Source organism: Vibrio sp. 704, from assembly GCF_033339295.1.
On sequence record NZ_JAWOUH010000026.1, the window covers coordinates 7322 to 28566 of the forward strand.

At 46.1% G+C, this 21245-nt stretch carries 17 protein-coding genes; 10 read left to right on the forward strand and 7 right to left on the reverse strand.

What is annotated here, in order from left to right:
• The first annotated feature begins 135 nt into the window (after positions 1–135).
• Positions 136–1038, forward strand: coding sequence for a methylenetetrahydrofolate reductase (gene metF, locus R7R24_RS22110; RefSeq protein ID WP_005381345.1), 903 nt, complete (start codon positions 136–138; stop codon positions 1036–1038).
• Positions 1039–1108: 70 nt separating this feature from the next.
• On the opposite strand, the gene R7R24_RS22115 is transcribed toward metF, so the two are convergent.
• The 3 genes from R7R24_RS22115 to argE all read right to left on the reverse strand — a co-directional run bounded on the left by R7R24_RS22115 (position 1109) and on the right by argE (position 6116).
• Positions 1109–1648, reverse strand: coding sequence for a PadR family transcriptional regulator (locus R7R24_RS22115; protein ID WP_005382791.1), 540 nt, complete (start codon positions 1646–1648; stop codon positions 1109–1111).
• Between the two features lie 425 nt (positions 1649–2073).
• Entirely contained in the window at positions 2074–4707 is a 2634-nt protein-coding gene (gene ppc / locus R7R24_RS22120) for a phosphoenolpyruvate carboxylase (protein WP_017633524.1), read from the reverse strand.
• 272 nt (positions 4708–4979) lie between these two features.
• Positions 4980–6116, reverse strand: coding sequence for an acetylornithine deacetylase (argE, locus tag R7R24_RS22125; protein WP_005381335.1), 1137 nt, complete (start codon positions 6114–6116; stop codon positions 4980–4982).
• Positions 6117–6260: 144 nt separating this feature from the next.
• Between argE and argC the strand changes: the two genes are divergently transcribed.
• The 4 genes from argC to argH all read left to right on the forward strand — a co-directional run bounded on the left by argC (position 6261) and on the right by argH (position 11494).
• Positions 6261–7265, forward strand: a complete 1005-nt coding sequence (gene argC, locus R7R24_RS22130; RefSeq protein WP_017633525.1) for an N-acetyl-gamma-glutamyl-phosphate reductase — start codon at positions 6261–6263, stop codon at positions 7263–7265.
• A 21-nt stretch (positions 7266–7286) separates the two neighbouring features.
• Positions 7287–8078, forward strand: a complete 792-nt coding sequence (gene argB, locus R7R24_RS22135) for an acetylglutamate kinase (RefSeq protein ID WP_137282407.1) — start codon at positions 7287–7289, stop codon at positions 8076–8078.
• Positions 8079–8162: 84 nt separating this feature from the next.
• Positions 8163–9377, forward strand: coding sequence for an argininosuccinate synthase (locus tag R7R24_RS22140; RefSeq protein WP_005381332.1), 1215 nt, complete (start codon positions 8163–8165; stop codon positions 9375–9377).
• Between the two features lie 242 nt (positions 9378–9619).
• Positions 9620–11494, forward strand: a complete 1875-nt coding sequence (gene argH / locus R7R24_RS22145; protein WP_017633526.1) for an argininosuccinate lyase — start codon at positions 9620–9622, stop codon at positions 11492–11494.
• Positions 11495–11688: 194 nt separating this feature from the next.
• Here the strand turns inward: argH and R7R24_RS22150 are convergent, their stop codons facing one another.
• From R7R24_RS22150 to R7R24_RS22160, 3 genes are all read right to left on the reverse strand, one after another.
• Positions 11689–11970 carry a DUF3624 domain-containing protein gene (locus tag R7R24_RS22150; RefSeq protein ID WP_017633527.1) on the reverse strand — a complete coding sequence of 94 codons (282 nt, stop codon included), beginning with the start codon at positions 11968–11970 and terminating at the stop codon, positions 11689–11691.
• Positions 11971–12342: 372 nt separating this feature from the next.
• On the reverse strand, positions 12343–13815 hold the full coding sequence (locus R7R24_RS22155; RefSeq protein WP_005382783.1) for a dihydrolipoyl dehydrogenase: 1473 nt from the start codon (positions 13813–13815) through the stop codon (positions 12343–12345).
• A 191-nt stretch (positions 13816–14006) separates the two neighbouring features.
• Positions 14007–14735, reverse strand: a complete 729-nt coding sequence (locus tag R7R24_RS22160; protein WP_005382781.1) for a redoxin family protein — start codon at positions 14733–14735, stop codon at positions 14007–14009.
• 169 nt (positions 14736–14904) lie between these two features.
• Between R7R24_RS22160 and oxyR the strand changes: the two genes are divergently transcribed.
• On the forward strand, positions 14905–15816 hold the full coding sequence (gene oxyR / locus R7R24_RS22165) for a DNA-binding transcriptional regulator OxyR (RefSeq protein WP_005381326.1): 912 nt from the start codon (positions 14905–14907) through the stop codon (positions 15814–15816).
• A 53-nt stretch (positions 15817–15869) separates the two neighbouring features.
• On the opposite strand, the gene R7R24_RS22170 is transcribed toward oxyR, so the two are convergent.
• Positions 15870–18431 carry a penicillin-binding protein 1A gene (locus R7R24_RS22170; RefSeq protein ID WP_025768081.1) on the reverse strand — a complete coding sequence of 854 codons (2562 nt, stop codon included), beginning with the start codon at positions 18429–18431 and terminating at the stop codon, positions 15870–15872.
• Between the two features lie 144 nt (positions 18432–18575).
• On the opposite strand from R7R24_RS22170, the gene pilM reads away from it, so the two are divergent.
• Genes pilM through R7R24_RS22190 form a run of 4 tightly spaced genes read left to right on the forward strand, consistent with a single transcriptional unit; the run spans position 18576 to position 21242 of the window.
• Positions 18576–19592, forward strand: a complete 1017-nt coding sequence (gene pilM / locus R7R24_RS22175) for a type IV pilus biogenesis protein PilM (protein ID WP_005382774.1) — start codon at positions 18576–18578, stop codon at positions 19590–19592.
• A complete protein-coding gene (locus tag R7R24_RS22180; RefSeq protein ID WP_054579557.1) occupies positions 19576–20151 on the forward strand; it encodes a PilN domain-containing protein in 576 nt (191 codons plus the stop codon). Before pilM ends, R7R24_RS22180 begins: the two co-directional genes overlap by 17 nt.
• Positions 20144–20737: a type 4a pilus biogenesis protein PilO gene (locus R7R24_RS22185; RefSeq protein WP_017633532.1), complete on the forward strand. Its 594-nt coding sequence runs from the start codon at positions 20144–20146 to the stop codon at positions 20735–20737. The genes R7R24_RS22180 and R7R24_RS22185 overlap by 8 nt, the downstream gene beginning before the upstream one ends.
• Positions 20727–21242, forward strand: coding sequence for a pilus assembly protein PilP (locus R7R24_RS22190; RefSeq protein WP_005382766.1), 516 nt, complete (start codon positions 20727–20729; stop codon positions 21240–21242). Before R7R24_RS22185 ends, R7R24_RS22190 begins: the two co-directional genes overlap by 11 nt.
• Positions 21243–21245: the final 3 nt, after the last annotated feature.

The following is a 21245-nucleotide window of genomic DNA, read 5'->3' on the forward strand; positions in this document are numbered from 1 at the left end:
TAGACATATAGACATATAGACATATAGACATATAGACATATAGACATATAGACATATAGACATATAGACATATAGACGTCTAAACATCGATTTTAAGGATTTGTTTTCGTGGCGGAGTGCCGCAGGGAGAGTAAGATGGGATATACGCACGCAGGCCATATCGACGCCTTGAACCAGAATATTGCTGAGTTATCAGATAACATCAATGTATCGTTTGAGTTTTTTCCGCCAAGCAGCGCTAAGATGGAAGAAACACTTTGGAATTCAGTGCACCGTCTTAAAACGCTTCAACCTAAATTTGTTTCTGTGACTTACGGTGCGAACTCCGGCGAGCGTGACAGAACACACTCCATCATTAAAGAAATTAAAGCAACAACCGGATTGGTTGCCGCTCCCCATCTCACTTGTATTGATGCGACTCGTGAAGAGTTGATTAATATTGCCGATGATTATTGGAACAATGGTATTGAAAATATCGTCGCTCTGCGTGGTGATATTCCTCCAGGTGGAGGTGCGCCTGATATGTATGCCTCGGATTTGGTTGAGCTGCTGAAATCACGCCACGATTTCGATATCTCCGTTGCTGCATTCCCTGAGGTTCACCCTGAAGCTAAAAGCGCTCAGTCTGACTTATTGAACCTAAAACGTAAGGTAGATGCAGGTGCAAACCGTGCTATTACTCAGTTCTTTTTTGACGTTGAGTCTTACCTGCGATTCCGTGACCGTTGTGTCGCAGCAGGAATTGACGTAGAAATTGTGCCAGGAATTTTGCCTGTATCGAACTTTAAGCAAGCTTCTCGCTTTGCGGCACAGAACAACGTGAAAGTACCAGGATGGATGAGCAAACAATTCGATGGTTTGGATGATGATCCGGTGACTCGCCAGCTTGTAGGAGCTAGCCAAGCTATTGATATGGTGCGTGTACTGAGTCGTGAAGGGGTTAAGGACTTTCACTTCTACACACTAAACCGTGCAGAGATGACTTACGCGTTATGCCATACGTTGGGTGTTCGTCCTCGCGCAGTAGTCGGTGCGTAAATCTGGTTTCAAAAAGATAAAAGGCTTGCCAAGTGGCAAGCCTTTTTCGTTTTATCAAAGCAAAAGGAGTTTAACCAATCACTTCAAGTTCAGTTAGAACTTCTTCTGCCCAAGTGATCCAAGTTTCACGTAACAGAAGGTTACGGCGAAGCGTTAGACGTTCTAGGCGAGCTTGTTTATCTAAAGTTGACGGCGTTGCGTAGTAAGCCGCTTCAATTTCTTTGTAGTGAGAAACCAGTTTGCGAGACTCTTCAACTAGCTCGGCGAGTTGGTCACGGAATGGAGCTGCAGGTTGAACGGCACATGCCATCAATTTCGCTGAAAACTCATCACGAACTGTTGGGTGTGCAGTTGGTTGATCAAACCACTCTCCTAAAGCGCTGCGACCAGCGTCTGTAATGGAGTAAACCTTGCGGTCTGGTTTGCCTTCTTGGGGTTCTAATACGCAAGTAACCAGTTCTTTCTCAGCCATTTTGTTGAGTTCACGGTACACCTGTTGGTGGCTTGCTTTCCAGAAGTAACCGATGCTAGCAGAGAATTCTTTAGTGATATCGTAACCGGTTGCGTCGCGAGTGCTAAGAACAGTTAAGATTACGTGTGGTAATGACATGTCTTCAATCCAAATGGTCAATAAACTTGTAAACAAGCTACTTATACTTTCAGCTGCGCTCTTACTGGCACTTGAGTTTTTTAATGTATAAGTAGCACCAACAATGTTGGTCCTGTCACCTTAAAGCCGTTTATCACCTAGAGAGATGGGGAGTCCCATCAAGGCTGGAGCAGGTATGATTGGATTTATGAGCTCTCAGCAGGCAAGTAGTATATAAATAATAAGCATGAAGTGGAATAGTAGGACAAAATTACCCTAAAAAACTAACATAATAATCAATAGTGTTAACTTGTGGTTTTTTGTTCTTTTATTTTGGTATTTTTTGGGTCTGTTATGGTTTATTTGACTGCTTTTGTTTTGGTGCGATTATCCTGTGATAAAAAAAAGCTGAGCATTTGCCCAGCTTTTTATTAAAAATGAAACGATTAGCCTGTGTTGCGCATACCAGCAGCAATACCAGCAATCGTCACCATCAACGCTTCTTCCAAGTTTGCAGAGGCTTCTTCGGTTTGACGCGTGCGGTATAGCAGCTCTGCTTGTAGCATATTCAATGGCTCAACGTAGATATTGCGTAAGCGAATCGACTCGAGTCCCCAAGGGTCATGCTGCATCAAGTTTTCATTGTTCTCTACATTCAGTACCGCTTTGATGTCTTCTTGAAGCTGAGCACGAAGTTTTTCACCGAGTGGACGGAGCGACTCATCCACCAATCGCTCATCGTAGTAGCGAGAGATATCAATATTACACTTCGAGTACACCATCTCTAGCATGCCGAGACGAGTAGAGAAAAACGGCCATTCGCGGCACATCTCTTCGAGCAATGCTTGGTGGCCTTTATCGATCGAGTATTGAATCGCTTCACCTGCGCCTAGCCATGCAGGAAGTACCAAACGGTTTTGACTCCATGAGAAGATCCACGGGATTGCACGTAAGCTTTCTACTCCGCCTTTAGGGTTGCGTTTTGCAGGACGAGAACCAAGTGGCAACTTGCCGAGTTCGAGTTCTGGTGTTGCTTGGCGGAAGTAAGGCACGAAATCTGGCTCGCCACGAACCACATTTCGGTAAGACTCACAGCTTACTTCTGATAGCACTTCCATCAAGTCGCGCCATTCTTGTTTTGGCTCTGGTGGCGGTAACAAGTTGGCTTCCAGAATCGCACTTGCATATAGGTTAAAGCTGTTTACTGCGACATCTGGGAGTCCCAGTTTAAAGCGGATCATCTCGCCTTGCTCTGTTACACGTAAACCGCCTTTCAAGCTTTTTGGTGGTTGCGACAAAAGCGCAGCATGTGCAGGTGCGCCACCGCGACCGACTGTGCCCCCACGACCATGGAATAGAGTTAGCTCAACGCCTTCTTCCTCAGCCACTTTAACTAACGATTCCATCGCATGATACTGAGCCCAACCAGCAGACATAACACCTGCATCTTTCGCTGAGTCAGAGTAACCAATCATGACCATCTGGTGGTTTTGGATAAAACCACGGTAAAGGTCAATCCCCATAAGCTGCTTGATGACCGATTCCGCGTTGTTCAAATCGTCTAGCGTTTCGAATAGAGGACACACATCCATGCGGTAAGGGCAACCAGCTTCTTGTAGCAGTAGATGAACGGCTAGTACGTCAGAGGCGGTACGTGCCATTGAAATAACGTAAGCGCCAAACGCTTCACGCGGTTGTGCTGCAACAATCTTGCAGGTATCCAAAACCTCTTTGACGGGTTCAGACGGTTCCCAATCACGAGGGAGAAGCGGACGTTTAGATGCAAGCTCGTTAGTTAGAAAAGCAATCTTATCTTGCTCACTCCATTGTTCGTAATCACCAATACCTAAGTAGCGAGTTAGTTCAGACAAGACGTCTGAGTGACGCGTGCTCTCTTGGCGGATATCAAGACGTACAAGATGGATACCAAATGCTTTTACGCGGCGTAGTGTATCCAGTAGTGAGCCGTTGGCTATTACACCCATGCCACATTCGTTTAGTGACTGGTAGCAGGCATACAGCGGTTCCCAAAGTTGCTCGACTTTTTGCAGTGGTGCTTTAACGGCCAGTTTTTGACCGTGGATCTTAGCATCGAGAATATCTTTGGTTTCATTGAGCAGAGTGCGTAATTGCTTCAGGATCGCACGGTATGGTTCGTGCTGATCTTCGCCAGCAAGTTCACGGACTTGATCGTTTGAAACTGTCATAGACAGCTCGCTGATCAACTCGTTAATGTCATTGAGATAAAGATCGGCGGCTTTCCAACGAGACAATAGTAAGACTTCACGCGTAACGTTGTGAGTAACAAACGGGTTACCGTCACGGTCACCGCCCATCCAAGAGGAGAAGTGCACTGGGCGAGCATCAATGGGTAAACCTTCTCCAAGGTAAGATTTTAGACGGTCATTCATCTCACGTAGGAAGTCCGGTACTGCTTCCCATAGCGAGTTTTCAACGACCGCAAAGCCCCATTTTGCTTCATCCAACGGAGTTGGGCGTTGTTGTCGAATCACGTCTGAATGCCAGCCTTGGGCAATCAGTTGCTCTAGGCGGCGTTCGGTTTTTCTGCGCTCTTTAGAAGAAAGATCGCGTAGCTCCAACTTTGATAAGCACTCGTTTATCTTGACCAGTTTGTTGATCATCGTACGGCGCGTAATTTCTGTTGGGTGAGCCGTCAATACCAATTCAATATTTAGATCACGAACCGCTTGGGCAGTGTCCAGTTTGCTCACATCGTTTTGTACCAGTTTAGAAAACAGCGAGTTAATCGCGTCTGGTTCACAAATGTGCTCTTCACAATGGCGTGAAATCGTGTGGTATTGCTCAGCGATATTGGTGAGGTTTAGAAATTGGTTAAACGCGCGAGTAACGGGCGTTAGCTGCTCATCAGGTAGATGTTTGATTTCTTCGATCAAGCTGTCCCTGTCTGCTTGATTCCCTGCTTGAGCTGATTTGGATAATTTACGAATGGTTTCCACTTTCTCGAAGATTTCTTCGCCATGGGCATCGCGAATGGTGTTACCCAATAAGTGGCCTAACATGCGCACATTACTTTTGAGTGCGGCGTATTTCTCGTTCATTGTCGTCCTGCCTCGTAAAAAAACTACATCCATTGTCCTTGTTAAGACTCCAATCTAGCGAAAAGCACCAGTTATAGTCAAATAAAGCAGACTAAGTTTGCAATTATTCCGCTGTCTCCTGATTTAGAGCAAATTTACGGCAGCCATAGAGTAAGAAGTGAAAATTAATTACAAAATAACAAGTTAAATAAGTGTTAAGACTAGCGCTAAATTGTGAAGATAAAAAGATGCAGCTCAATCGAGCTGCACAGACTTTTGAGCTTAAACGCGTATTAACAGCAGTACTTGACCATCGCCTTTGAAAGCACATCAATTGTGGGGTCGATAAAGTCGAAGGATAGAAACTCATCCGGTTGGTGGGCTTGGTCGATTGACCCAGGGCCGAGCACCAAGGTTGGACACAACTGCTGTAGAAATGGTGCTTCAGTACAGTAGTTCACGGTTTCTGAACTGGTTTGGCAGATCTCTTCAACACCACCAATAAATGGGTGGTCATGTTGGCATTCGTAACCTGGAATAGGCTCATGCAATGGAATAATCTCCAGTCTCCCAGGCCATTTCGCTTCGACTTCTTTTAATGCTCCGCGCAACATGTTCTCTAAACCATCAAGACTAATGCCGGGAAGAGGACGCACGTCGTAATGCAGCTCGCAGCAACCACAAATACGGTTAGCGCTGTCACCACCATGAATGTGTCCAAGATTTAGGGTTGGGCTTGGAATGGCAAAACCCGGATGGTGATATTCTTTAATCAATTTGTCACGCAGTTGCATCATGGCGAACATGACTTCATGCATGATCTCAATAGCGTTAACGCCAAGCGCTGGGTCCGATGAGTGACCGGACTTGCCTGTTACGCGAATGGCATTTGCCACATGCCCTTTATGACCTCGAATTGGTACAAGGCTGGTGGGTTCACCAATGATGCAGTAATCCGGCTTAAATGGGGCGTTTGCTGTGAAATGTCGCGCGCCCAACATGGTGGTCTCTTCGTCACAAGTGGCTAATACGTAAAGTGGTTTGCTCTGCTTGCTCCAATCGACTTTCTTCACTGCTTCATAAATAAAGGCGAAAAAGCCTTTCATGTCTGCTGTGCCTAAACCGTAGAAGCGGTTGTCTTTTTCCGTCAGTTTATGCGGATCAAAATTCCATCGCCCTTGATCGAATGGCACGGTATCACTATGGCCAGCAAGTAAAAGGCCACCTTCTCCCTCTCCCATACGTGCGATCATATTGTGCTTGCCTGGCTCGACTTCGATCACTTCAACGCTAAAACCCAGATCTTTAAACCAAGATGCGAGTTTTTCGATGACTTTTGCATTGCCCTGATCCCAGCTCGGATCCGTGGAGCTGATAGAAGAGGTGCTGATGAGTCCTTCATAGACCTCTAGAAAAGTTGGTAATTGCATGGATTCTTCAAATCTCCTGTTGACAGACAGACCACAAAAATGTAAAACACATATTAAATCATATTTAATGAATAAAAAATCAAAATAAAGCAAAAATTAAATATGAATAGTCATTTGAGCCTTTAAGTATATGGATGTCACACAATGCTAAAAACCACGATTATTGGAGCCAGCGGTTACACCGGCGCAGAGTTAGCGTTAATGGTTAATAAACACCCACAACTCACGCTATCAGGTTTATACGTTTCCGCCAACAGTGTTGATGCGGGAAAGAGCATCGCGCAGCTGCACGGTAAGCTAGCGGGCATCATTGATATGCCAGTTTTACCACTAACGGATCCACTGCAAATCGCTCAAGAATCGGACGTGGTGTTTTTGGCAACGGCTCACGAAGTCAGCCATGATTTAGCCCCAACTTTCTTGGAGGCAGGCTGTCAGGTATTCGATTTATCGGGTGCATTCCGTGTGAAAAGTGAAGGCTTTTACGACACTTTTTATGGCTTCGCACATCAACATAACAACTGGCTAGATAAAGCAGCATACGGCTTAGCTGAGTGGAACCAAGAATCAATAAAAACCACTCCTTTGATTGCAGTAGCAGGTTGCTACCCAACCGCTTCACAGCTTGCAATCAAACCTTTATTAGAACATGCGTTGCTCGATACCAACCAATGGCCAGTGATCAACGCAACCAGTGGTGTATCAGGTGCAGGGCGTAAAGCCTCCATGGTTAACAGCTTCTGTGAAGTGAGCTTGCAACCCTATGGTGTATTTAACCATCGTCACCAGCCAGAGATTGCTCAGCACTTGGGTTGCGATGTGATTTTTACTCCGCACCTCGGCAACTTTAAACGCGGCATTCTTGCCACTATCACCATGAAGCTTGCGCAAGGTGTGACAGAAGCACAAGTGGCACAGGCGTTTGAACAAGCTTATCAAGGCAAGCCTGCGGTGCGTCTTAAAGGCGACGGTATTCCACGTATTCAGGATGTCGAAAATACCCCTTTCTGTGATATCGGCTGGAAGGTACAAGGCGAACACATCATTGTGATTTCAGCTATCGACAACCTACTTAAAGGTGCATCGAGTCAAGCGATGCAATGTCTCAATATTCATTACGGTTACCCAGAACTGACAGCGTTGCTGTAGTCGTTGAAAGAGGGAAATGCGATGACGCAAACCAATCAAGCTCCTTTAGTCATTAAGCTAGGTGGTGCAGCTCTATCATGCACTCAAACCTTAAGCCAACTGTTTGGTGCCATTGCGGCTTACCAAAAATCGGCACAGCGACAAATCGCCATCGTTCATGGCGGTGGCTACCTAGTTGATGAGTTGATGGCAAAGCTTCAGCTTGAAACCGTAAAGAAAAACGGTTTACGCGTAACGCCATACGAGCAAATTCCTGTGATTGCAGGCGCGCTTGCGGGCACTGCGAATAAGCTACTTCAAGGTCAAGCGATTGCGGACGGTCTTAACGCTGTGGGCCTTAGCCTTGCGGATGGTGGTTTGTGTCTTGTTGAAGAACTTGACCCAGAACTCGGCGCGGTAGGCAAAGCATCACCGGGTGACTCAGCACTATTACAAGCGGTGCTAAACACAGGTGCACTGCCGATCATCAGTTCAATTGGTTTAACCAAAGATGGCCAGATGATGAATGTGAATGCTGATCAAGCAGCAGTCGCGGTTGCGGGCGCATTAGATGCGGAGTTAGTCCTGTTATCAGACGTGAGTGGTGTATTAGATGGAAAAGGCCATTTGATCAAAACCCTGTCAGAGCAGCAAGCTAACTCGTTGATCGATGGACATGTGATCACCGATGGCATGATCGTCAAAGTTAAAGCTGCTTTGGAGGCCGCCAATGATCTTGGCCGTCCAATTGAAGTCGCGACCTGGCGTTACCCAGAAAAATTAGCACAGTTATTCGCTGGTGAAAGTATTGGTACTCAATTCTTGCCTCAATAAGCATCAGCAAAAGAATTCAATATTAGGAAGTCGTAGTTGGCACTGACCGCCGAGCGCAGCGCCAGTTAAGTTTGGAGAAAAAACATGAGCAAAGTGAACGTAAATAAAGTGGTAGTCGCATACTCAGGCGGTCTAGATACTTCAGTAATTATCCCGTGGCTAAAAGAGAACTACGACTGTGAAGTAGTGGCTTTCGTTGCCGATGTTGGTCAAGGTGCCGAAGAGCTAGAAGGCATTGAAGCGAAAGCAAAAGCCTCTGGTGCTTCTGAGTGCTACATCGCTGACTTGAAAGAAGAAATGGTCGCAGACTACATTTACCCAACGCTAAAAACCGGCGCGTACTACGAAGGTAAGTACCTGCTAGGTACATCAATGGCGCGTCCAATCATTGCCAAAGCGCAGGTTGAAGTGGCACGTAAAGTGGGCGCGGACGCTCTGTGTCATGGCTGTACAGGTAAAGGTAACGACCAAGTACGTTTTGAAGGCGCATTCGCAGCACTAGCACCGGACTTACAAGTGATTGCACCTTGGCGTGAGTGGGACCTAGTGAGCCGTGAAGAGTGTTTGGATTACCTAGCTGAGCGTAATATTCCTTGCTCTGCGTCTCTTACTAAGATCTATTCACGTGATGCAAACGCATGGCACATTTCGACGGAAGGCGGCGTTTTAGAAGATACGTGGAACGCACCAAACGAAGACTGCTGGGTGTGGACTGTCGACCCAGAGCAAGCGCCAAATGAAGCGGAATACGTCACGCTGAAAGTAGAAAAAGGTGAAGTGGTCGAAGTTGATGGTGAAGTGATGACACCATACAACGCACTGGTTTACCTAAACGAGAAGGGCGCTAAGCACGGTGTTGGCCGTATCGATATCGTGGAAAACCGTCTTGTTGGGATGAAGTCTCGTGGTTGTTATGAAACACCGGGAGGCACCATCATGATGGAAGCGCTGCGTGCTGTAGAGCAGCTTGTGCTAGACAAATCATCATTCGAATTCCGTGAGGAGCTAGGTCTAAAAGCGTCTCACCTTGTATACGATGGCCGTTGGTTTACGCCACTATGTAAATCGATCCTTGCCGCTTCAGAAGAGCTAGCGCAAGACGTTAACGGTGAAGTGGTTGTTAAGCTCTACAAAGGTCAAGCGACAGTGACGCAAAAACGTTCTGACAACAGCTTGTATTCAGAAGAGTTCGCGACTTTTGGTGAAGATGAAGTTTACGACCAAAGCCATGCAGGTGGGTTTATCCGTCTTTACTCGCTATCAAGCCGTATTCGTGCATTGAACAGCCAGAAGAAATAATCCCTTAACATCCATCTCGGATTGAATAAAGACCCGCCATTTATAGGCGGGTCTTTTGGTTTCTAAAAGCGGGTATCTAAAGTTAGTTTGAATATATATGTAAAAATATTGAATTTATACTTTATTTTTTATCGAAATTGCCGTAACGTTGACCCATAAGAAAAAGTGAGCAAATGACCATCAAATTGGTTACTACTCATTCGAGAACGTTAGAGTAAGCAATAGTCATCAGGAGAGACGCAATGGCATTATGGGGCGGAAGATTTACCCAAGCGGCAGACACCAGATTTAAAGAGTTCAATGATTCGTTGCGTTTTGACTACCGATTGGCTGAGCAAGACATCGTAGGTTCAATCGCATGGTCTAAAGCTCTGCTTTCTGTTGATGTGCTATCGGCAGAAGAACAGCAGAAACTGGAACTTGCTTTAAATGAGCTGAAGTTAGAAGTGATGGAAGACCCTCACCAAATTCTTCGCTCTGATGCAGAAGATATCCACTCTTGGGTTGAACAGCAGCTAATCAGTAAAGTGGGAGATTTAGGTAAAAAACTCCACACTGGGCGTTCTCGGAATGACCAAGTCGCCACAGACTTGAAACTTTGGTGTCGTCAGCAAGGTCAGCAATTATTGATTGCTTTAGATCGCCTACAAGCACAAATGGTCCATGTTGCTAAACAGCACCAAGGCACCGTATTGCCAGGCTATACTCATCTTCAGCGTGCTCAACCTGTAACCTTTGCTCACTGGTGCTTGGCTTATGTTGAAATGTTCGAGCGTGACTACTCTCGTCTGAATGATGCCTTACAGCGTCTCGACACTTGTCCACTTGGCTCGGGTGCGTTAGCGGGAACGGCTTATCCGATTGATCGCGAACAATTAGCACATAATCTCGGTTTCCACCGTGCTACGCGTAATTCACTCGATTCGGTTTCAGATCGTGATCATGTGATGGAACTGATGTCGGTGGCGTCGATTTCTATGCTTCACCTTTCTCGTCTTGCAGAAGATATGATCTTCTACAATTCAGGCGAGTCAAACTTCATTGAGTTAGCGGATACGGTGACATCTGGTTCGTCATTAATGCCACAGAAGAAAAACCCAGATGCACTTGAGTTGATCCGTGGTAAGACAGGGCGTGTCTATGGCGCATTATCGAGCATGATGATGACAGTTAAAGCCTTGCCATTGGCGTACAACAAAGACATGCAGGAAGATAAAGAAGGGTTGTTTGACGCTTTAGATACATGGAACGACTGCATGGAAATGGCAGCTCTGTGTTTTGACGGTATTAAAGTGAATGGCGAGCGCACACTAGAAGCGGCGAAACAAGGTTACGCAAACTCGACTGAGTTGGCTGATTACCTAGTGGCGAAAGGCATCCCATTCCGTGAAGCTCACCACATCGTCGGTGTCGCGGTCGTTGGTGCTATTGCTAAAGGCTGTGCGCTGGAAGAATTGTCTCTGCAAGAGCTAAAAGCCTTCTCTGAGGTGATTGAAGATGATGTGTATGACATTCTGACTATCGATTCGTGTTTGGAAAAGCGTTGTGCTTTGGGGGGGGTTTCGCCTCACCAGGTCGCTTACGCGGTAGAACAAGCGGATAAGCGCCTGAGCCAGCGTGACAGCTCGGCGGTGAAAGTGCGTCCTGCACGTTTGACGGACATTGAAACGTTGGAAGGTATGGTTGCTTACTGGGCGAACCTTGGTGAGAATCTTCCGCGCTCTCGTAATGAGCTCGTGAGAGATATTGGCTCTTTCGCGGTGGCTGAGCATCATGGTGAAGTGACGGGTTGCGCTTCTCTATATGTGTATGACTCAGGGTTGGCTGAAATACGCTCTCTTGGTATCGAAGCGGGCTGGCAAGGCCAAGGGCAGGGCAGTGCGATTGTGAACTATTTGGTTGAGAAAGCGCGCCAGATGGCGATCAAGAAAGTCTTTGTTCTAACGCGAACGCCTGAGTTCTTTATGAAGCAAAGCTTTTTACCGACATCGAAGTCATTACTGCCGGAGAAAGTTCTGAAAGATTGCGATCAGTGCCCACGTCAACATGCATGTGATGAGGTAGCGCTTGAGATCAATTTAATGGAGCAAGTGATCCAAAAAACGCATGTGGCATGAACTGAAGTTGTGGAGTGATTTTATTAGCATTCAATGACATAGTCATTTTCCTGTTTACTTACATCAGTATTCGCTAAAAAAATCGAAAAAATTTGGAACCTTTGAGAGGAAGCCCGGTCTATTAAAGTACCACTGCTTTTTCTTAGAAGAATCTAAGAGAGCCCCAGAACTGACATTGGTTTTGGGGCTTTTTTCTATCTGTCACTTTTCTCTTTTTTATTCGCCTTTTTTTGTCCCCGTCGACGCTGCCAAGGCAAGATGACAAAACGCATCCATAAGTGTAAAAACAACAAAACGTTGAAAGCGAAGCCGGCAAAGATCAAAGCGATCGACTCGATGCTTTGTGGATCATCTTTGAGCGTAAACCACCATACAATCCAACACAGTACAGAAAGTACCGTCAATTGATCCAAGCATCGTTGGCAACGTCCAAGTTTTTTCCAAAACCAATGTTCTTCGCAGCGGCGACAAGTCATAGTGTTTTCCAAACCATTAGTGTTGCTTCAGATTATATATCTAACTAAATGGTGGAAAGCGTTTCTTACACGGGCTTAGATCGCCATGACACAACCAAAAATGGAAAGTTAGCTTTGTAAAAGCTTTGTGGCACGTAATTGATGTATGGTGCGCTGTCAGTCTTTAACAGGAAATATAATGATGTCGACAGAGTTGAAACTTGCGCTGAGTATCGCTGGTGGGTTCTTTATGATCGGTGTTGTCGCGATTTGTATGGTCAGCCGCTATGCAATGATGGCAGCGTAAGAGAGATTTCATTGCACCGAAGTAGTAAAGCAAAGCCTCGTTGATGACGAGGCTTTGCTTTATATTTAGATAGAAGCCTGAAAGCGTTAGCAGCCAGGGCCGCAGTCAAGACAATGTTTCACCATTTCTGGCCCTAAGTGTAGTTTTGCATTCAAATCACGTAGAGCGGTGCGGACGCCTTCTTCAATCACTGGGTGATAGAAGGGCATATCTAACATCTCAGAAATCGTCATCCTATTTTGGTGCGCCCATGCTAAAAGGTGAGCAAGATGCTCTGCATTCGGGCCCATCATTTCTGCACCTAAAAAACGTCCAGTGCCTTGCTCTCCGTAGACATGCAGAATGCCTTTATTACGAAGCATGACGCGCGAACGTCCTTGATTTTCAAACGAGACTTCACCGGTTGCGAAACATCCACATGTGCCTAGACGTGTTTCTAGTTGTTTATATGTTTCGCCAACCATAGCAATTTGAGGGTCGGAGAACACGGCTGAAATTGGTGAGCGACGCAGACCCGCACGAATATCTGGGAAACGGCCTGCGTTGTCTCCAGCAATACGGCCTTGGTCAGCGGCTTCGTGCAGCAGTGGAATTTGGTTACTTGCATCACCTGCGATGAAGATGCTCTCTACCGAAGTTTGCAATGTATAGTGATCCGCCGTTGGTACGCCACGTTCATCGAGCGCCACATTGGTGTTCTCGATCGTCAGCTTATCTACGTTTGGACGACGACCCGTTGCAGCCAATACGTAATCGACAACGAAAGTTTCTAATTCGCCATCATGGTTGATGAATTGGATTTCGACCTTGTCTTCGCCGTCATTGTCTGACGAAGCAATGCGTTTCATGCTTTCGACTTTTACATCTGCATCAAGGTAGAACTCTTCCTTAAAGGCTTTATCTGCATACGCCATCACCTCTGGGTCTGTCAGTGGGCCCACTTGTCCTCCAATGCCAAAGAGCTTCACGTTTACTCCTAGGCGGTGTAAAGCCTGACCCAATTCAAGGCCGATGACTCCTGGGCCAAATACTGCCACGGACTCTGGTAAGTCATCCCAGTCAAATACATCATCGTTAATCACTAGGCGATCACCCAGTTCATTCCAAGCTGCCGGATATGCTGGACGAGATCCTGTCGCAATAACAATGCGCTGTGCGGTGACCTGAGTATGATCATCTATGATGAGAGTGTGGTCATCGGCAAACTTCGCGTAGCCCGATAGTTTGTCTTCAGCGGGAATATCATCGACACTTTCAAGCACAAAGCCAACAAAACGATCGCGTTCGCGCTTTACACGATCCATAACTTCTCGTCCGTTAATTCGTACTTCACCTTGCGGGTGTATCCCAAATCCAGGTGCTTTTTCGATTTGATGAACACTTTCTGCTGCCGCAATTAACAGCTTAGACGGCATGCATCCGACACGAGCACAGGTTGTTCCGTAGGGACCGCCCTCAATCATTACCACGCTGTTGGTATGAGCTTTTGCTGCTCGATAAGCACCAAGACCAGCCGTCCCGCCACCAATAACCGCTACGTCGACATTAACTTGTTTCATCGTGAACTCTCGCTTTTGTTTTAAGCCAAGCTAGCTACATTGAGCTTGGAGAGTGAATTGGATAGTTGAATCTGGATAAGTAGTCACCTTATTGGTAGATGACTACTTATCTAGACTAGTAGAAGAAGTGGTTTAGGGTTGGCCTCCGAGCCAAAAGGCACCGGAGACCGAGGGTGTAGGCTATGGACAGCTTAGCCTAGATACGCTTCTAGCTCTTCGCTACCGCCGATGTGCTTGCCACCGATAAAGACTTGTGGAACAGTCGTGCGACCAGATATAGCTCGTAGACTAACTGTTGTTGCGTCTTTACCCAGAATCACTTCTTCATATTGAAGACCGTGGTCAATCAGATTTTGTTTCGCTTTCATACAGAAAGGGCAGCCTGGTTTAGTGAACACAGTGATGGATTCTTGCGTTTTGTAGTCAGGCGCTATGTAGTTCAGCATCGTATCTGCGTCTGACACCTTGAATGGGTCGCCTGGTTCGTTTGGCTCAATGAACATTTTTTCCACTACGCCATCTTTTACTAGCATGCTGTAACGCCATGAACGTTTGCCAAAGCCGATGTCGTTTTTATCCACTAACATACCCATGCCATCGGTGAATTCACCATTACCATCCGGGATGAAGGTAATGTTTTCTGCTTCTTGGTCTTGTTTCCATGCATTCATCACGAACGTATCATTGACCGAGACACAAATAATCTCATCCACTCCGTGCTCTTTAAATACAGGGAACAATTCGTTGTAACGAGGTAGATGGCTTGATGAACAGGTTGGAGTAAATGCACCCGGTAAGCTAAATACGATAACGGTCTTACCTTTAAATAGCTCATCGGTCGTTACATTCACCCAAGAGTCACCTTGACGAACTGGAAAAGTAACTTGAGGGACTTGTTGACCTTCTTTAGATACAAACATAATGATTTCCTTTAACTATTTTAAATTATGCGTATAGAGCTTAGCGTTTTTCGTCGCTCTGTTTCGTTTTGTTGAGCCCATTATTGTAAAAATCCTTTGATAGCTCTAATCGTTTGGTGTTATGGTTTTGATAGGTATTAGCTATTGTTAAAGAAGCGAAGCGTGAAGTATGAATATTCGAGATTTTGAGTACTTAGTTGCACTTGCGGAACATAAGCACTTTCGCAAAGCGGCAGAGGCATGTTTTGTTAGCCAGCCAACATTGAGTGGGCAAATTCGTAAACTAGAGGACGAACTCGGGACCACGCTTTTAGAGCGAAGCAGCCGACGTGTTTTGTTTACCGATTCAGGGTTACAGCTGGTGGAGCAGGCTAAACGCATCTTAAGTGAAGTGAAAACCTTCAGAGATATGGCAAGCGGTCAAAGCGGAGCCATGACTGGACCGATGCATATTGGTTTCATCCCGACGGTTGGGCCTTATCTACTACCCAAAATTCTGCCGCAGATAAAAGAAGCATTTCCTGAGCTGGAGCTATTTCTGCACGAAGCTCAAACACATCAATTAGTGCGTCAATTGGAAGAAGGCAAACTAGATTGCTTAGTTTTAGCTTCGGTTGATGAAACTGCGCCATTTAAAGAGATCGAAGTGTATCAAGAGCCATTAAGTGTCGCAGTGCCATGTGACCACGAGTGGGCCTCTCTCGACCATGTTGATATGTTGGAGCTGAATGGTAAAACCGTTTTAGCGTTGGGAGACGGCCACTGTCTGCGAGATCAAGCGTTAGGTTTTTGTTTTGCCGCTGGTGCAAAAGACGATGAGCGTTTTAAAGCCACCAGCTTGGAGACGTTACGCAATATGGTTGCTGCCGGTGCGGGGATTACGTTATTGCCTCAGCTTTCTATCCCTAATGAGAAGCAAAAAGATGGCGTATGCTACGTACCAGCTGTTAACCCAACACCCTCGCGTAATATCGTTCTCGTATATCGTCCGGGCTCACCATTACGAGCTAGGTTTGAAGCTTTAGCAGCGAAGATTAAAGAGGTGTTGGCTTCTTATCCATCATTGAATGCTGCAGCATAAGAAGCAGACATAAAAAAGGGAGAGCTTGATGCTCTCCCTTGTGCTTTTGTGATTTAGAACAGTTCTTCTGCGCCAGAGCCTGAAGAGTAAATACTATCTTCTAAACGGTCGCCAGCGTATTCGGTAGGCTCCGTGCCTTTTTCAAAGTATTCGAACATTGATGTGCTATCTACCTTGTGCGTTAGCATACCGCTGTTGCGATCAATACGAACTCGAATAATATCCTCTGGAATATTTTTACCTTGCTCCGGCGTCCCTTCTAGCGCAACACGCATGAAGTCAATCCAAGCAGGCTCTGCGGTTTTCGCACCCGACTCGGCACCAGAAATTTGGCCTTGCCCTAGGTTGCTGTTAACAGTGGTGCGGCCAAGTGCACGTGAGTGATCATCAAAGCCAACCCAAGCTATCGCAACGACACCAGGTCCATAGCCATTGTACCAAGCATCCTTGGAATCATTCGTTGTACCCGTTTTACCCCCGATATCACGACGACCAAGTTTTTGCGCGCGCCAGCCTGTACCATTCCAACCTGTGCCTTCACGCCAGTTACCGCCACCCCAAATGTTGCTGTACATCATCTCACGCATTAAGAATGCATTCTGTTCGGAGATAACTTGCGGTGCATATTGAGGTTCATCATTTTCAAGGGCATTGTCTGTTGCAAGGCCGTCAATTGCGACGTCTTGTTCGCCAAATTCATCAGCGTAGCGATTTTCTGGCTGCTCGCTCATTTGTGGACAATCCTTATGACAAACACTCTTTGGGTTGGCTTTAAACAGTACTTCACCGAATGCATCTTCCACGCGTTCTACATAGAATGGTTCAACGTAATAACCACCGTTTGCAAACACAGAGTAACCTTGTGCCACTTTCATTGGTGTTAAGCTGCCAGCTCCGAGTGCGATGGTCTCAGAGCGTGGTACTTGGTTAATATCAAAACCGAAACGAGTAAGGTACTGACGTGTCTCCTCGAGGCCAACTTCACGGAGTGTACGTACTGCCATGACGTTTTTTGATTGAGCTAAGCCGAGGCGAAGACGCGTTGGACCACCATAAGTCGGTGGTGAGTTTTTTGGTCGCCAAGCTGAACCAGAACCTGCATCCCACTTGTTAATCGGCGCATCGTTAATCAAAGTGGCTAGAGTCAGTCCTTTGTCAATTGCTGCCGAGTAGATGAAAGGCTTGATACTTGAACCAACCTGACGCACTGACATGGTTGCACGGTTAAACTTGCTGTGAACAAAGTTGAAACCACCAACCAGCGACAATATCGCGCCATTTTCTGGGTTCATCGCAACAAACGCGGTGTTTGCTGTCGGCACTTGGCTCAGTTTCCAGCTCAGTGTTGTGTTGTCATCTTCATCGGTTTCACTTACTTCGCGAACCCAAACTTGTTGACCTGTCGCTAGCACATCATGCGCTGACTTTGGTGTTGAGCCTTGGCGGTTATCGGTAATGTACTTACGCGCCCAGTGCATTCCAGTCCAAGGGATGGTTTGCTCTTCATGGTTCTTAACCCATACTTGCGCCGTCTTATCATCGACTTTCGTCACAACCGCAGGGTAAAGGTCACCATAAGTTGGCTGTTTCTTCAGGTGCTTTTCTATTTGCTCATTGCCCCAGGCTGCTTCCCCTTCTTTCCAAAGCACACTTTCTGCACCACGGTAGCCATGACGTTCATCGTATGACAAGAGGTTATTTACCGCAGACGTATTTGCAGCATCTTGCAGTTTAGAGTCCACAGTCATGTAGATATTCAAGCCAGAGGTGTAAGCTTCTTCTTCACCGTACTCTTTTACTGCCCATGCACGAGCCAACTCTGCTACGTAAGGCGCTGAAAGCTCAATTTCAGCGCTATGATAACGCGCCACAATAGGTTCATTGCGTGCTTCGTCATACTGCTCTTGTGTAATGTATTTCTCATCAAGCATTCGCATTAATACAACGTTACGGCGTTTTGTTGCGCGCTCAAGAGAGTAAATTGGGTTCATGGTTGATGGCGCTTTTGGCATACCAGCGAGTGTTGCAATCTCACTTAACGTCAATTCATCAAGGCTCTTGCCAAAATACACTTGAGCGGCAGCACCAAAGCCATATGAGCGGTAACCAAGGAAGATTTTATTGACATAAAGCTCCATGATTTCTTGCTTACTTAAAAGCTGCTCAATATGGATAGCAATAAAAATCTCTTTAATCTTACGCATGATCTTCTTCTCATTAGATAAGAAGAAGTTACGAGCTAGCTGTTGCGTAATCGTACTTGCACCCTGTTTAGCCGAGCCTGAAACCGCAACAACAACAGCTGCACGAGTGATGCCGATAGGGTCGATACCGGGATGCTCGTAGAAACGGCTATCTTCGGTTGCGATGAGCGCGTGAATTAAGTCTTGAGGAATTTCGTCATAAGTAACAGGAATACGACGCTTTTCACCGAACTGTGCGATCAGCTTCCCGTCTTGACTAAACACCTTCATAGGTGTTTGTAATTCAACGTCTTTTAGAGTTGCAACATCTGGCAATTCAGGCTTCACGTACTGATAGAAGCCAAATATTGTGGTGACTCCAAGAATTATGCAAATCAATGTTAAAAATAATAAACGCTTTATGAACTTCACCGGAGAATCCCTGATTGGTTGAGGCTGTGTAACGGCAAACCCTTGTACTCTTAGGTCAAAAATTTAGCACATAAGAGATATTAACTCTTATTTGGATGCTAATAACAACCTTTGCACGAAGAAATTTCGGAGCGAGAGTAAGAGATGGATAAGCTAATCGTTACCGGCATCGATATAGGCCATAACAGCCTCAAAGCCGTAGTACTTAAACCCACAGGCAACAATTACGCTCTGTTGGGTTACAAAGAAATATTACTAAAGGAAGGTATTGTCGCTGAAAATAACACCATAAATCATCAAGAAATTGTAAAGACCCTCAAGCAGATAAAAAAAGAACTGCCTTTTGGCGCTAAAAAAGTTGCGATTTCAGTTCCTGATAACTCGGTAATTAGCAAGAAACTGCAAATAGAACAAAATCTTGAAGAGAGTGAAGTTGAGTTTGCAGTGATACAAGCCTTTTCTCATCAATCGCCATTCCCTGTCGAAGAGCTGAGTTTAGACTTCGTTCGTCTTCGCGCTGAGGGCGGGCAGAGTGGCAGTGATAGCTATCAAGTGTTTGCGACAAGAAAAGATGTGGTAGAAGGCCGAGTCGATGCATTACAAAAGTCCGGACTAAAACCTGTTTTAGTGGACGTGCATTCGCAAAGCCTTGGTCATATCTGGAAGCTCACCGCCGATCGCTTTCCTGACAAAAACAAATACTGCTTACTCGATATTGGCACCTTATCGAGCTCCTTCACCATGTTTACCGAACAAGGTGAACTGTTTCACAAAGAGTTTGCTTACGGCACACGCGGAGTAAACAGCGCTTCTCCAGTCGATTTTCTGTCCGATGATGCTCAGGAGAAAACAGAGCTGTTTAACCGTCAAATCGTAGAGCGAGTAAAGCGCCAGATGCAGCTCTATACCTCAATCAATGGCTCACAAAACATCAAGGGTATCTGGTTATCAGGGGAAGGGGCCTCCACTCCCATGCTCGCAGAGGAGTTGTCTCAACAATTGTCGTTAGAGTGTGAATTGCTAAATCCGCTAGGGCTATTTGAGATGAAGGTGTCTAAGCGTAAGCGTCGTGCTGTGGATTGGCAGCATTTCTCAACAGCAGCCGGACTGGCCGTTCGTGGCATTCATTGGCTAGGAGGCGCCCGTGCTTTATCGCATTAATTTACTTCCTTGGCGAGAGAATCAAAGAGAAGAGCACCGACGTCGTTTCATCAGTTTGGTCGCATTAGGCATGTTGGTCGCTGTTGGCATCCAGTGGGGTATTGGAAAGTTTTTTGAGTACCAACAAGATCAACAACAGGAGCGGCTCGATTACCTCACTCACTACATTGCCGAACTCGACCAGCGTATTGAAGCAATGAAAATTGCAGAGCTAGAGCACAGCAAAATCCTCGAACGTCTAAAGGTCGTTGAAGGTTTACAAAACGGACGAAACAAAACGACCGAGTTCATGAACTTAATGCCTGCCGTTATCCCTGAAGGTGTATATGTCGACAAGATCAAAATGAATGATCTGGAAATTGAGATCTCTGGGATCTCTGATAGCACTCCAAAACTTGCCACGATGCTGGACAACATGGAGCGCTCGGCCAAGTTGAACGACGTAGAAATGCATTCCATCGTTCACGGCAAAGCCCGTTTTGGGAAAGAGTTTCAAACATTCAAAGTGTCTTTCATGTTCAAAGTAACGGAGAAGAAATTGGAGGCTCAACGTGGTTGATTGGCAGGATCTCGAAATAGATGAAATGGCCGAGTGGCCATTGTTGCCCCAGATTGTAGTAATCGCACTTCTGATCATGGCGATTCAAGGCTTAGGTTATTGGTTTTACCTTAAACCGAAAGACGAACAGTTGAATCACTTGATTCAGCAGGAGCAGACACTCAAGGTGGCATTGAAGATCAAAGCGAACAAAGTGGCAGCGTTGCCTCAGCTTCAATCTCAATTGGATGAACTTACCACTCGTTACGAGTTATTACTGCAACAACTGCCTGCGCAAAAAGAGCTGGCTACAATGCTCGCTTCAGTGAATGAGCTTGGCATCGACAATAAGCTGACTTTCACCCGAATCGACTGGGGCGAAAAACAATCAGAGCACTTCCTTTATCGTCTCCCTTTAAACATAGAGTTAACGGGCGACTTTCATGACATCGGCCATTTTTCTCAGGCAATAGCGACGCTACCTCGAATCATCACGTTTAAAGATGTGACTTGGCAACGTGTCAGCCAAGAGAGCGAAACCCTGCACTTTCGGGTGCGTGCTAATACCTATCAGTTTAAGCCGGAGGAGACGAAAAATGACAAGTAAGTCTTTGTTGCTGGTACTGATGGGTTCTCTATTGATGGGCTGCCAGGCGAATGATGAATCATTGACGGATTTTATTCGAGGAGTGGAAACACAGGCGCGTCGAGAGGTCGAGAAGCTTAAGCCCGCAGACAAGTATGTTGCAGTCACGTACGCACCGGAAGTACAGCGTGCACCCTTTGAATTACCCAAAGAAGCCACCATCGCGACTCAGCCAGTTGCAAGAAAAGATTGTTGGCAACCGCCCTCAAGAAGGCGAACTGGCAAATTAGAAAAATTCCCATTAAGCCAATTACGTTTGAAAGGTGTCATGGGCATGGATAACACGGTTTCTGGCCTCGTTCAGGCTCCCAATGGCACCGTCTATAAAGTTAAGCCGGGTCAATACCTCGGACGCAATAATGGCAAAGTGACACATGTCAGCCACTCCTATTTGTTGATTAATGAAACGTTGCCCGACGGCTTAGGATGTTGGCAAAAACGTAAAGTTAAGTTGGCTTTGAGATAGCCC

Bases quoted from the DNA above. Each gene is read 5' to 3' on its own strand.
- pilM (WP_005382774.1), top strand. From the start codon at position 18,576: ATGGATAAGCTAATCGTTACCGGCATCGATATAGGCCATAACAGCCTC.
- R7R24_RS22190 (WP_005382766.1), top strand. From the start codon at position 20,727: ATGACAAGTAAGTCTTTGTTGCTGGTACTGATGGGTTCTCTATTGATG.
- argH (WP_017633526.1), top strand. From the start codon at position 9,620: ATGGCATTATGGGGCGGAAGATTTACCCAAGCGGCAGACACCAGATTT.
- argE (WP_005381335.1), bottom strand. From the start codon at position 6,116: ATGCAATTACCAACTTTTCTAGAGGTCTATGAAGGACTCATCAGCACC.
- R7R24_RS22115 (WP_005382791.1), bottom strand. From the start codon at position 1,648: ATGTCATTACCACACGTAATCTTAACTGTTCTTAGCACTCGCGACGCA.
- argB (WP_137282407.1), top strand. From the start codon at position 7,287: ATGACGCAAACCAATCAAGCTCCTTTAGTCATTAAGCTAGGTGGTGCA.
- ppc (WP_017633524.1), bottom strand. From the start codon at position 4,707: ATGAACGAGAAATACGCCGCACTCAAAAGTAATGTGCGCATGTTAGGC.
- R7R24_RS22160 (WP_005382781.1), bottom strand. From the start codon at position 14,735: ATGTTTGTATCTAAAGAAGGTCAACAAGTCCCTCAAGTTACTTTTCCA.
- metF (WP_005381345.1), top strand. From the start codon at position 136: ATGGGATATACGCACGCAGGCCATATCGACGCCTTGAACCAGAATATT.
- R7R24_RS22140 (WP_005381332.1), top strand. From the start codon at position 8,163: ATGAGCAAAGTGAACGTAAATAAAGTGGTAGTCGCATACTCAGGCGGT.
- R7R24_RS22150 (WP_017633527.1), bottom strand. From the start codon at position 11,970: ATGACTTGTCGCCGCTGCGAAGAACATTGGTTTTGGAAAAAACTTGGA.
- argC (WP_017633525.1), top strand. From the start codon at position 6,261: ATGCTAAAAACCACGATTATTGGAGCCAGCGGTTACACCGGCGCAGAG.
- R7R24_RS22155 (WP_005382783.1), bottom strand. From the start codon at position 13,815: ATGAAACAAGTTAATGTCGACGTAGCGGTTATTGGTGGCGGGACGGCT.
- oxyR (WP_005381326.1), top strand. From the start codon at position 14,905: ATGAATATTCGAGATTTTGAGTACTTAGTTGCACTTGCGGAACATAAG.